At 69.3% G+C, this 12,015-nt stretch carries 10 protein-coding genes; 3 read left to right on the forward strand and 7 right to left on the reverse strand.

All coding sequences use genetic code 11. The features are described 5' to 3' along the window. Positions 1-88 precede the first annotated feature (88 nt). Positions 89-3,007 (forward strand): AfsR/SARP family transcriptional regulator, encoded by a 2,919-nt coding sequence (locus FNV62_RS03785; RefSeq protein WP_225900127.1) that lies wholly within the window; start codon positions 89-91, stop codon positions 3,005-3,007. 44 nt (positions 3,008-3,051) lie between these two features. On the opposite strand, the gene FNV62_RS03790 is transcribed toward FNV62_RS03785, so the two are convergent. The 3 genes from FNV62_RS03790 to FNV62_RS03800 all read right to left on the reverse strand — a co-directional run bounded on the left by FNV62_RS03790 (position 3,052) and on the right by FNV62_RS03800 (position 6,335). Then, the gene (locus FNV62_RS03790; RefSeq protein ID WP_144314670.1) at positions 3,052-4,032 is read right to left on the reverse strand and encodes a hypothetical protein; all 981 of its coding nucleotides are present in this window, start codon (positions 4,030-4,032) and stop codon (positions 3,052-3,054) included. A gap of 773 nt (positions 4,033-4,805) precedes the next feature. Next, positions 4,806-5,636 (reverse strand): alpha/beta fold hydrolase, encoded by an 831-nt coding sequence (locus FNV62_RS03795; RefSeq protein WP_144314671.1) that lies wholly within the window; start codon positions 5,634-5,636, stop codon positions 4,806-4,808. Between the two features lie 33 nt (positions 5,637-5,669). After that, positions 5,670-6,335: a DUF4097 family beta strand repeat-containing protein gene (locus FNV62_RS03800; protein ID WP_143605145.1), complete on the reverse strand. Its 666-nt coding sequence runs from the start codon at positions 6,333-6,335 to the stop codon at positions 5,670-5,672. Between the two features lie 238 nt (positions 6,336-6,573). Between FNV62_RS03800 and FNV62_RS03805 the strand changes: the two genes are divergently transcribed. After that, the gene (locus tag FNV62_RS03805) at positions 6,574-7,329 is read left to right on the forward strand and encodes a helix-turn-helix domain-containing protein (protein WP_143599910.1); all 756 of its coding nucleotides are present in this window, start codon (positions 6,574-6,576) and stop codon (positions 7,327-7,329) included. A gap of 178 nt (positions 7,330-7,507) precedes the next feature. On the opposite strand, the gene FNV62_RS03810 is transcribed toward FNV62_RS03805, so the two are convergent. Together FNV62_RS03810 and FNV62_RS03815 are read right to left on the reverse strand one after the other, a co-directional pair. Then, complete coding sequence (locus FNV62_RS03810; RefSeq protein ID WP_143599911.1) at positions 7,508-8,674, reverse strand: MBL fold metallo-hydrolase; 1,167 nt, start codon at positions 8,672-8,674, stop codon at positions 7,508-7,510. Between the two features lie 233 nt (positions 8,675-8,907). Beyond that, positions 8,908-9,789 carry an SDR family NAD(P)-dependent oxidoreductase gene (locus FNV62_RS03815; RefSeq protein WP_097282603.1) on the reverse strand — a complete coding sequence of 294 codons (882 nt, stop codon included), beginning with the start codon at positions 9,787-9,789 and terminating at the stop codon, positions 8,908-8,910. A gap of 115 nt (positions 9,790-9,904) precedes the next feature. Here FNV62_RS03815 and FNV62_RS03820 point away from each other — a divergent pair, with 115 nt between their 5' ends. Continuing rightward, complete coding sequence (locus tag FNV62_RS03820; protein WP_225900128.1) at positions 9,905-10,345, forward strand: MarR family winged helix-turn-helix transcriptional regulator; 441 nt, start codon at positions 9,905-9,907, stop codon at positions 10,343-10,345. 49 nt (positions 10,346-10,394) lie between these two features. Here the strand turns inward: FNV62_RS03820 and FNV62_RS03825 are convergent, their stop codons facing one another. After that, positions 10,395-11,144 (reverse strand): SDR family NAD(P)-dependent oxidoreductase, encoded by a 750-nt coding sequence (locus FNV62_RS03825; RefSeq protein ID WP_060898169.1) that lies wholly within the window; start codon positions 11,142-11,144, stop codon positions 10,395-10,397. 69 nt (positions 11,145-11,213) lie between these two features. Beyond that, positions 11,214-11,960 (reverse strand): SDR family NAD(P)-dependent oxidoreductase, encoded by a 747-nt coding sequence (locus FNV62_RS03830; RefSeq protein WP_144314672.1) that lies wholly within the window; start codon positions 11,958-11,960, stop codon positions 11,214-11,216. Between the last annotated feature and the right edge of the window lie 55 nt (positions 11,961-12,015).

Raw genomic sequence — 12,015 nt, forward strand, 5'->3', positions numbered from 1 at the left:
CGATGCCGGAGGCCTTCAGGGCACTGCCGTATGCCGGTCGTCCTTCGGACAGGTGTCCCAGCGGCGTGACGTAGGGTGAGCGCCGGGGATGGATGACCAGAGGGGGCAAGAGGTGGCGCCGGATCCGGTGCGGTTCGCGGTACTCGGACCGGTTCGGGTCTGGCGGGCGGCGACGGAGCTGCACCTCGGACGTCCACAGGAAAGGGCGTTGCTGGCACTGCTGTTGGTACGGGCAGGTCAGCCGGTCTCCGTGAGCGAGATCGTCGACGTCCTGTGGGGCGGGCGTCCGCCGGACACCGCGGTCAATGTGGTCCACCGGCATGTCGGGGCACTGCGCCGCCTGTTGGAGCCCGGCCTTCCCACGCGGGCGACGGGCCAGTGGCTGCTCCGCGACACGGGCGGATACCGGCTGGTGGCCGACAGCGACTCTCTGGACCTGTTGCGCTTCCGTGCGTTGCGGGTCGAGGCCCGGCGGGCCGCCTCGGACGGGGCACCCGAACGGGCCGTGGATCTCCTCACCGAGGCATTGTCGCTGTGGCAGGGGCCGACGGCCCACGGGATCCCCGTGGAGGCGCGCGCGCACCCGGCGTTCGTCTCGCTGGAGGGCGAGCGCCTCGCGACCGTGAAGGAGGCCGCCGATGTCGCGCTGCGTGCGGACGTGCCGGGTGTGGTCCTCCCCCGGCTCCGGGAGGCCGCTGCCGACAGCCCGTTGGACGAACCGCTGATGGCCAGGCTGATGCTCGCTCTTTCGGCCACCGGTCGACGGCCCGAGGCGCTGAGCACATACGTCACCGTGTCGAACCGTCTCGCCGACGAGTTGGGCATCGATCCTGGACCGGAGCTGCGCGACGCCCACCAGGCGGTGCTGCGCGACACGGCATCCACGGCGGCCGGGCCCGCGGCCGGCGTCTCCGAGGCGCGCACCGCCCAGGGTCCAGCGGCCTCGGACCTCGTCGGTCCGCGAGCGACCTCCCTGCCGGTGCCCGCGCAACTGCCGCTCGATCTAGCGACGTTCACCGGTCGGCGGGCCGAACTGGCCGAGGTCCTCGCACCGCGGTCCAGCGAGGGGCGGTCCGCCGAAACGGTGGTCATCAGTGCCATCGGCGGAATGGCCGGAATCGGAAAGACCACGCTCGCCGTGCACTGGGCCCATCGGGTCGCGGACCGCTATCCCGACGGGCAGCTCTACGTCAATCTGCGGGGGTTCGACCCATCGGGGGCCGTCATGCGTCCCGACGAAGCGGTCCGCGGCTTTCTGGACACGCTGGGGGTACCGCCGGAACGCGTCCCGCACGGTCTGGACGCCCAGGCCGCGCTCTACCGCAGCATGCTGGCCGGACGCCGGTTCCTCGTCCTGCTGGACAACGCGCGGGATTCCGATCACGTGCGGCCGCTGCTGCCCGGCACGCCCGGCTGCCTCACGATCGTCACCAGCCGCAACCAGCTCTCCGGTCTGGTGGCCGCTCATGGGGCCCACTCCCTCACCCTGCGTCCGCTCGGCACCGACGAGGGACGGGAACTCCTCATCCGCCGACTGGGGGCCGAGCGGGTCTCCGCCGAGCGGGAGGCGGCGGCCGAGATCACGGCACTGTGCGGCGGTCTGCCGCTGGCCCTGGCCTGTGTCGCCGCCCGCGCGGCCACCCATCCGCACTTCTCGCTGTCGGCCGTCGCCGCCGAGCTGCGCGAGGCCCATGGCAGCCTCGACGCCTTCATCGAGGCCGACACGTCGGCCGATGTCGGCGCGGTCTTCTCCTGGTCCTCCCGCGCCCTCTCTCCTGCCGCAGCCCGCCTGTTCCGACTGCTCGGACTGCATCCCGGACCTGATTTCACCGCGCCGGCCGCGGCCGCCCTGGCCGGGCTCGCGGTACGGGAGGCGCGGCTGTTGCTGACCGAGCTCTCCCGCGTGCATCTCATCAACGAGCACGCCCCCGGCCGGTACGCCTTCCACGACCTGCTCCGCGCCTACGCCGCCGAACTGGCGCACACCCAGCACGGCGAGGCCGAGTGCCGGGCGGCCGTGAACCAGCTGTTCGAGCACTATCTGTACACGGCGCACGCCGCCGGTCGGCTGATCGCACCGTACGTGGACACCATGCCGCTCCCGCCTCTCCCCGAGGGGATCCTCCCCGAACCGCTCGCCGACGACGAGTCGGCCCTGGCTTGGCTCGCGGCCGAGTACGCGGTGCTGCTCGCCGTCATCGACGTGGCCACCGACTCGGGTGCGGACCGCCTTGTCTGCCTGCTCGTCTCGTCCCTGGAGCGCTTCTTCGACCGGCAGGGGCACTGGCACGACTGGGCGGCCGTCCAACGGACCGCACTCGAGGCCGCACTGCGGCTGTCCGATCCCGTCGTGGAGGCTCACGGCCTGCTCGGTTTGGCCCGGGTGGCGGGCCGACTGGGCCTGCGCGACGAAGCCGGTGCCCACCTCGACCGTGTCCTGGGACTCTTCACCGAACTCGGCGACGACGTCGGACGGGCCTACGTCCATCTGAGCCTCGGCTGGGAGGCCGAGCAGCGCGGTGACCTCCCCGGCGCCCTCCGGCACGACCAACTGGCCCTGGATCTCTTCCGGGCCACCGGTCGGCAGGCCGCGCAGGCGACCGCCCTCAACGCGGTCGGCTGGGACCACGCGACGCTCGGGGATCACCAACAGGCCCTCGACCACTGCCTCGAGGCCTTGACCATTCAGAGGGATCTCGGAGACCACGTCGGCCAGGCCGCCACCTGGGACAGCATCGCCTACGCCCACCACAACCTCGGCGACCACCCGCAGGCCCTGACCAGTTACCGCAACGCTCTCACCATCTTCCGGGACCTGGGCGTGCCGGCCGAGGAGGCCGGCACCCTCGTCCGTATCGGTGACACACACCGTGCGACAGGCGACCACGAGGCCGCCCGCGCCGCCTGGCGCAGCGCCCTCACCCTCTTCACCGAACTCGCCCACCCCGACGCCGAGCGCGTCCGTGTCCGCCTTGAGGAACTGGGCGAACCGCCCGGTGACGCGTGACGGGATGTGTGCCCCGGGAATCTCCGGCCCGGGGCACACATCGGTCAGCTGAGTGAGCTGTCCATCGACGCCAACGGTACGGAGAACAGCACCCGTTGCGGAATCGCATGGTCGGTTCCTGTCCAGTGCCCTGTGCTGTCGGCCGCCCATTCGGTGAGCGTCCACACCCGGCCCGTACTCCACCAGTAGGACATGCTCTCGGTGTGCTGGCCCCAGCAGGCGTACATGATGTCCCGCCCGCAGTTGGCTGCCGCCGTGGCTCCGCTGGTGTTCTGCCGCCACAGGATGCCGTGCTGGCCGACACCGCCGCGCGCGTCGTCGACGTAGAAGTTCGGAGTGCCACCGCTGGTGACACTGTGCGACAGCACGCCCTGCAGCCCGACGGCGTTCGTCTCGTACGCCGCCGAGGCGTTCACGTGGCTGCTGCTGTCCGTGGCGAGGTAGCCGGGCTCGGAGCTGAAGTCGTACCGCCAGATGCGGGCCGGCTCCGTGCCGCCGGAGGAGAACCACTCGGTGGCGACCAGGCTGTCCGGCACGCTGCCGCAGTCCAGCGAGATGGAGCCGAAGCACGGCCGGGAGTCGTCGTTGGTCGAACTACAGGCTCCTCCGGCGAGGCTGTAGGAGCCGACGGCCGGCATCACGTACTGGTAGCCGTCCGCCGACCATCCGCCACTCACCTTGCCGACCGCGGAACTGTTGACGGTCGCCTGGAGGATGCGCTTCATGTCGAAGATGTACATCACGTTGTTGTCGGAGTCCTTCTCCCACGACGTGACGATCAGCTTGTCCTGGTACCAGACCATGCCGCCCATGTGGGACTTGAGCGCGCGGTAGTCGGTGCCGCCGTTGAGCGGGATGACCGGCAGCACCCAGCGGTACTTGAGGTTGTTCGGGTCGTTGGCGTCGATGAAGGCGATACGGCCCATGTGGTCGGTGGTGGTCGTGCCGTTCTGTCCCCACCCGGACAGGATGACCTTGTTGGTGCCCCACACGCCGTCGTTGTCCGCGTCTCCGGAGGAGGTCACGGACTGCGGCAGCCAGTCCTGTGTGTCACCGCGTCACCGGTGTCCCAGCAGTACGCGGACTCAGCGGTCGGTTTCACCGGTAGGGCGGCCGTCTCGGTGCCGTAGCAGTCCGCCGCGTTCCGCATCGGGTGGTTGGCACTGGCGAGGACCTGGTCGACCCCGCTGCGGCCACCGCCAAATACGCGGTGGCCGCAGCGGGTCTCAGGCCCTTTTTGAATATTCCATGGATCTCCAACTGACCGATGCTAGGACGATGTTGACCACGGTTCACGGTGACCGAGGACGAAACTTCACCGATCGTCAGATCGCGCCCCCGCGATCCCGATGCCTTGTGATTCGCTGCCGAGATCGGCTCAATGACTGTCCTTCCCGGAACGGACTGGCGTGCTGCGGTTACGTTCCGAATCGGTCCCTGAATTCCTTGGGCGCTACCTGAGGCGGCGGCGCCGATGACAGCCATCGCGGACGAAGCGTGATATCGCGTCGATTCCGAACAGCGGTGCCGAGCTCCCGGCGACGTACATCCACCACTGCCACCTCCTCGAACACGAAGACGACGACCTGATGCGTCCGTGGACGATCGTCGGCCGCGACGGCGGCCACCGCGGTGGCGGCCACGGCCACTGACGGGATCGATCGACCCGCGTGTGCCGGTCCGCGCCCAAGGGGCCCGAACCGGCACTACGGATGAACAGGCCGAGCCCTACGGGAAGTTCGCCTGCGCTTCTCCCCGCGCTTCCATGGCCCCCTCAACGCGCTCGGCCGCTACAGCTTCACCCCGTCCGCCCCGCGCGGTCGAGGCTGGCGACCTCGCGTACGGCCTCGGCGATGGACGGGAAGTCCTTCTTGAGGATCGCACCGTGGTTGCCGGCGACCTTCGCACTGATCTGGATGTTCGGGTTGCGGGCGGTCACCGCGTCGAGGCCGGTGCGTATCCGTTCCTGCTCGTCGCCGCGGCTCCCGAAGGACGTCCCCGAAGCGACCACGTACCGCACCGGGACGGTGATGTCGTCCAGCACGGGGCCCAGTTCGCGCTCGCGGGAGAGCCTGCCGAGCTCGATGTTGCTGTTCGCCTGCTGTTCGGCGGTCATCCGCGGGGCCAGGCCCGTCGGGCGCAGCAGCGGCAGGAACCAGCCCATCCGCCGGAACAGCTTCCGGATCCGCTGCTCCATGGCCTCGTCCAGCCAGTCGTAGGGGAACGCGCCGTCGACCAGGACCGCGCCCAGGGCACGCTCCGGATTCCGGCCGGCCCAGTGCGCCCCGACGACCGCCCCGTAGGACCAGCCCACCAGCAGCGCCCGGTCCACACCCCTGGCCGCGAGAACGGCATCGACGTCCCGGACGGCCGCCTCGAAGGAATAGTCCGCCGAGCGCTTCGATCTGCCGCGGGCCCGCTCGTCGTAGGTGATGTGCCGCCACCCCGTGCCCAGTTCGGCGATGACCCGCCGCCAGTACCCCTGAGTGGCGAACTGGCCATTGAGGTAGACCACGGGGATGCCGGGTCCGCCCGTGTCGGTGACGGCCAGGGCCGTGTCGTCGACCGGCACCATGCCGGTCCACTTCGAACGGTTCGAACTGATCGAGGATGTGCTGTTCTTCGTCATGTGTTCCCCCTGGCTGGTTCTGGTTCAGTTCGTTCAGAGGCTGCGGGCGGTGATGTCGCCGCGGGAGGTGGTGGCGCGGATGTCGAGTTCGGCGGTGCCGTCGTTCTTGAGGGCGTTGCTGACGCGGCCGTGGCCGGTGCCGGCGTCCAGGGCGGCGGAGACGCCGGCGGCGGCGCCGACCGAGATGTCGCCGGACTGGGTGCTGAGCACGACCGTGCCGCGTACGGCCTCGGTGATCCGGATGTCGCCCCTTGCGGTGCTGATCTCCGCGGAGCCGCCCAGTCGGCCGACCTCGACGTCGCCGTCGATCGCGGTGAGACGGACACTCGCGGCCTCGTCGATCTTGATCTGGCGGTACGCGCCTTCGAAGGCGACGTCGCCGAGTCGTCCGACGCCGCGGAGCTCGGCGCTGGCGGTCTTGGCCTCGATGCGGGAGCCGGCGGGCAGTTGGACGGTGACCTCCAGGGATCCGGAGGGGCCGAAGAGCTGGTTGTGGGAGGCCGAGGCCGTGATCCGCAGGACGCCGTCGGCGTAGGCGACTTCTGTCTGCTCGGCGGTCTTGGTGTCGCGGCTCTTGGAGGGGTCGGCGGGCAGGACCTCGACGGTGGTGTCGGCGCGGTCCGCGGCGATGAACTGGATGCGTCCGGCAGGGATGTCCAGGACGGCGGAGATCGGGGCGGGGGTGTCGAACTTCTGCATCATGCTCTCCCGTGCTCGCTCGGTGTTTCTGACATCGGAAACGCTACGTTGCTTTCCACTATCCGACAACGAGCTTGTTGCACCGAATTGACATCTACCCAGGTAGATGGCAGGAAACTGTTGCAACAGCCTTGAGAGTAACGCAACGGGAGCTGCCCTGATCATTGCAATGGATGAGAGGTGAACGCTACAGTGGGGGGATCAGGTACCGCCGCGAAGGACCACCGAGGAGATTGCGATGCCGGGAGGCAGGCTCACCCAGCAGGAACGCCAGCAGATCGCGCTGGGGCTGGCCGACAGCCTCCCCTACGCCGAGATCGCCCGACGCCTCGACCGCCCGACCTCGACGGTCACGCGTGAGGTGATGCGCAACGGCGGCCCCACCGCCTACCGCGCCGACCTGGCCCACCGCGCCACCGAACGCCGCGCCCACCGGCGCAGGCCCGCCTCCTCCCGAGGACCGGAGTCAGTCGCCCAGCCGCACGGACGTGACGCCGAGGCCGTGGCCGAGTACGAGGAGACGTTCACCACCGTCCTCATGGCTTCGGGCCTGACCAAGATGACGGCCCGGGTGCTGACCTGCCTGTTCACCACCGACGCGGGCAGCCTCACCGCGTCCCAGCTCGCCCAGCGCCTCCAGGTCAGCCCGGCGTCCATCTCCAAGGCGATCGCCTTCCTGGAGAGCCAGAGCCTCGTCCGCCGAGAACGCGACGAACGCCGCCGCGACCGCTACGTCGTCGACGACGAACTCTTCTACCAGGCGACGATCGCCAGCGCCCGAGCCAACGACCAACTCGTCGAAACCGCACGCCAAGGCGTCGCCATCCTCGGCCCCCACACCCCCGCCGCCACCCGCCTGGAGAACATCGCCCGCTTCCTCGACTTCATCAGCGAAAGCATCACCCGCGCCGCCGAACAGGCCCGCGAAGTCCTCCACACCAAACCCGAAGCAACCTCGAACGACACCGCCCCACCAGGTCCGGACCACGGATAGACAACCCTCTCGAGCGTCACAGCCATGAGACGAAGTCGGCTGCCCCTTCGGGGAAACATGAGGTTCCACCACGGCGGCCGTCCGCGACAGCGCGCGGAAATCTCCGCGCAGGCGCCAGCGCGACGCGGGTCGATGCAGGGCCGCGAGACACCACTCGCGGCCCTGTTGTGTGTCGGAGTTACGGCTGCTGCTGGGCCGGAGCGGGGCGAGCGCTCGCCGGGCGGCGAGCCTTGGAGACGGTCGAGGCTGCGTCGGATGCGGGCGCTGCCACCGTGCGCCACCACGGGGCTTGAGGCAATTCGCCGCCAGGTTCGAAGGGTTGACCCGGTATCGGCAGGGCAACCCGAGCACCTGCTTCAGCAGCGGCCGCGTACGTGCGCTCGGCGGGCTCCTCCCACGGATGCGGGGCCAGGTTGAAGGTGCCCCAGTGGATCGGCAGCAGCACGCCGTGGGGCTCGCCTCCGCCCAGGTCGAGGTGGGCGCGGAGACCCTCCTCCGGTGTCATGTGGATGTCCGGCCAGAAGTCGCTGTAGGCGCCGATCTGCATCATCACCGCGTCGAACGGACCGTGTGCCGCCCCGATTTCGGCGAAGCCGGGAAAGTAGCCCGTGTCCCCGCTGTGGAAGACCCGGTGCCTGGGACCGCTCGCCACCCAGGATGCCCAGAGCGTGCGGCGGTGCACGGCTCGTCCGCAGAAGTGCCGGGCCGGTGTGGCAGTCAGTGTCAGACCTGCGACCTGCGTCGACTCGTGCCAGTCCAGTTCCGTGATCCGTTCGGGGGCGACTCCCCAGCGCTCCAGGTGCGCCCCCACACCCAGCGGGACCGCGAACTGGGCGCCCGTGCCGACGAGGGCGCGAATGGTGGGCATGTCCAGATGGTCGTAGTGGTCGTGGGAGATCACCACCACGTCCACGGGGCCGAGGTCCTCAAGGGACAGCGGGACCGGGTGGAGTCGTCGGGGTCCCGCGAAGCCCACCGGTGAACAACGCTCGCCCCATACCGGGTCGAACAGCAGCCTCGCGCCGTCGATCTCGGTGAGAACGGTGGAGTGCCCCGTCCAGGTCAGTCGCAGACCGGATTCCGGCGCCGCGTCGGGTCCCGTAACGGCCGGTCGGTGCAGGGGGATCGCCGTGGCCGGCCTGCGCCGGACGCGATCGGCACGGTGGACGTTCGTCCGGGCCAAGTCGAGCGCGGAGCCGGAGGCCATGGTCAGGGTGTTGGTCGGGTTGCGGAAGCTGCCGTCGGCGTACTGAGGAGATGCCTGCATACGTTCCAGTCGTGCACCGGTGGGGATGCCACCGAAGGCGGCGGGGCGAAGCAACCGCCCGAGGCGCGGCAGAGGCATGAGAGGTCTCCGTAGTGATAGCCGGGTGGGCCGAGGCTGAGGTGAGACGGAAGGTTCACTGTCGACCTGTCGCCTCGACCAACAGCCCTCGGGGTTTCCGCAGGATCTGCGCCCCTGAATGTAGTCACTGGAAACAATGATGTCAACGACAACAATGTCGCCAGTGTCTACATCTTCTGGGCATGGCCATTCGCCGACTGGAGCACTCCCGACGGGCGGGGCGGGCGGGGCGTTCAGGCGTTGTACGGCCGCCGGATGTCGTGGACGAGCTCGGCCGTGGCCTCCCACAGCGCACGCTGAGCCGCTTCGCCCCTCCCGATCTCAGGGCACTGCAGGGGCTTTGCGGTCCTGGCGGCGAAGTAGCCACCGGTACTGTCGGCGAACTCGGGGTCGGTCGCGAGCTTCACGATGATGTCGGCCCCGTGCTGGGGGTTGCCGATGCCCAGCGCGGCGAGGGCCCTTTCCAGGGCACCGGCGAGAGGGAGTTCACGCCCAAGGCCGGTGGCGTTGAAGCCGGGACAGCAGCAGGTGACCGCGACGCCCGTGCCCTGGAGCCGGCGGCCGAGTTCCTGGGTGAACATGATGTCCATCAGCTTGGACCGGCCGTAGCGCGGGCTCGACCCGACGCGCGTGAAGTCCGCGGTGTCGGTCAGGTCCAGCGACGGGTCGATGGTGTGAGCCCGCAGCGAGGCCCGGGAGGCGACCGTGACGATCCGGGCGGGTGCGGATGCGGTGAGCCTGTCACGCAGGGTGTCGGTGAGCACCCACGGCGCGAGGTAGTTCACGGCGGTCATCTCGGCGTACCCCTCCGAAGTGACCCGCTGGGAGAAGGCATGCAAGCCCGCGTTGTTGATCAGCACGTCGATCCGCGGATAGTGCGCAGCGATCTCCCCGCCCGCCCGAAGGACCTCGGCCAGCAGGGACAGATCGGCCCGGAAGACGTCGATCGGGGTCCCCGGCGCCGCTCGTTCGATCTCCTCCCGCAGCGCATCGGCCTTCGGTCGACTGCGGGCGACGATGCCGAGGCGGGCACCGCGGCGGGCCAGGTCGAGAGCGGCGAGCCGGCCGATGCCGTTCGTCGCGCCGGTCATGACGATGACGGGCCGCAGATCCATGCGGTTCTCTCCTCGAGTTGATATTGAGGTACCTCATCAACGTAACATTCACTGAGGTACCTCACCAATCCAGGGCCGGGAGAGAACCCGGACAGAGCCCCGAGGAGCGAAGGCCGTGAGTGGTCGGAAGGTGACGCCCGTAGAGGTCGGGCTGCGATATCTGTCGCTCGGATACGACCTGCGCAGAGTGGTCGACGACAGCATGACCACCGGCGGTCTTTCCCTTGCCCGTACGAAGGTCTTGCAGGTGCTCGACCGTCGGGGCACCGTACGTCAGTCGGTCCTGGCGCAGGAGCTCGGCCAGGCCCCACGGTCGGTCACCCAGTCCGTCGAGGCCCTGGAGCGTGAGGGACTGGTCGAGCGGACGGCGGATCCTCATGACGGGCGCTCCAAGCAGGTGCGCCTCACCCCGGAGGGCACCAGGGCGCTCATCTCGGGGACCGCGGCGGGGGAACAGGTGTTGCGGGAGGTCTTCGGGGCGATGGGCGCCGAACAGCTGGGGAACTTGGACCAGTTGCTCGACGTCCTCCGGGCGGCCCTGTCGGGAGCCTCCTGACCTGCCGCGACGTGACGGGGTCGAGAGCCCCCGTTCGACCTGCTCCGCCTCAGACTTGTGCCATGCCGCCGTCGACGCTCAGTTCCATGCCTGCGCAGAAGCTGCTCTCGTCGGATGCGAGGAAGACGGCGGCCGCGGCGACTTCCTCGGGACGTCCCATGCGTCCGAGCGGGACGACGGATGCGAAGGCAGCCCTGATCGCGTCGGCGCCTTCCTTGGAGTCCGCCTGGCTGTCCATGATCGGGGTGTCGATCGGGCCGGGGCTGAGGACGTTGACCCGGATGCCGCGGCCCTTGAGCTCCTTGGTCCAGGTGCGGGCGTAGGAGCGCAGGGCGGCTTTGGTGGCGCTGTAGGTGGTGTAGCCCTCGACGCCGACGTGGCCCGCGATCGATCCGACGAGGATGATCGAACCGCCGTCGTTCATCAAGGGCAAGGCCTTCTGGGCGGTGAAGAGCGTGCCCCGGGCGTTGACGTTGAAGATACGGTCGAAACTCGCTTCGGTGATCTGGCCGAACACCTGCGGATCGACCAGACCCGAGTTGGCGACGACGACGTCGATCTTCCCCTTCTCCTCCGCGACGGTCCCAAAGAGCCGGTCGAGGTCGGCGGAGACGCTGACGTCACCCTGGACGGTCGTGACGTTCCTGCCGATCTCGTCTTTCGCCTTGTCCAGTTCGGGCCGGCGCCGTCCGGTGATGAACACGAAGGCACCTTCCTCCACGAACTGTTGCGCGGTCGCAAATCCGATACCGCTACTGCCGCCGGTGACGACGGCGACCTTGCCGTCCAGCCTGTTCATGGCTGTGACCTTTCATATGTGCGTCATATCAGCTCTGGCGCCCGATCCCCGCATAAAGAGCGGGCGGGTTCAGATGGCGGTGCGGCCGCCGTCGACGGCGATGGTCGCACCGGTGACATAGCCGGCCTTCGGCGAGACGAGGAAGGCGACGACCTCGGCGACCTCGGCCGGCTCGGCCGCGCGTTTCATCGCGGTGGTCTCGCCAAGGGCGTCGAACAGGTCGCGGGCCTCGGGCCGGGTGTAGACAGGACCGGGGGCGACGGTGTTGAAGCGGACACCGCGGCCGCTGTACTCGGCCGTCCAGCCTTGCGTCAAGGATGCCAGCGCGGCCTTGGTCGCGCCGTACGCGGCACCGGTGGCCAGGCCGAGGCTGCCCGCCATGCTGCCGATATTGATCACGTTACCCGATCCCTTCGCCGCCATCGCGGGGGCGAATGCCGCCACGAGGAAGAACGCCGCGCGGACGTTCCCGGCGAACATCGCGTCGTAGTCGGAGACCTTCATCTCCTCGGTCGGTGCCCAGACCGCGCGCCCGGCGTTGTTGACCAGGACGTCGATCTCACCGGCCTCGGCGGCGAGCCGGTCGATGCCGGCCGGGTCCTCGAGGTCCGCCTCGACGAACCGGGCGCGGCCGCCGTCCGCGGTGATCTCGTCGACGGTCTCGGCGCCGCGCTGGGCGTTGCGGCCGGTCACGACGACGGACATGCCGTCGGCGGCGAGCCGCTTGGCGATCGCCCGGCCGATGCCGGACGTGGCCCCGGTGACCAGGGCGGTGATGGGTCGCAGATCGAGGTTGTCCTCGCGCTCCACAGACATGGGATGCGCCTTCCGAAGATGTTATCCAGACCGGTCTGTCTGGCAACAATTCCAA

Source organism: Streptomyces sp. RLB3-17 (genome assembly GCF_007113425.2).
Taxonomy (GTDB): Bacteria; Actinomycetota; Actinomycetes; order Streptomycetales; family Streptomycetaceae; genus Streptomyces; species Streptomyces mirabilis_D.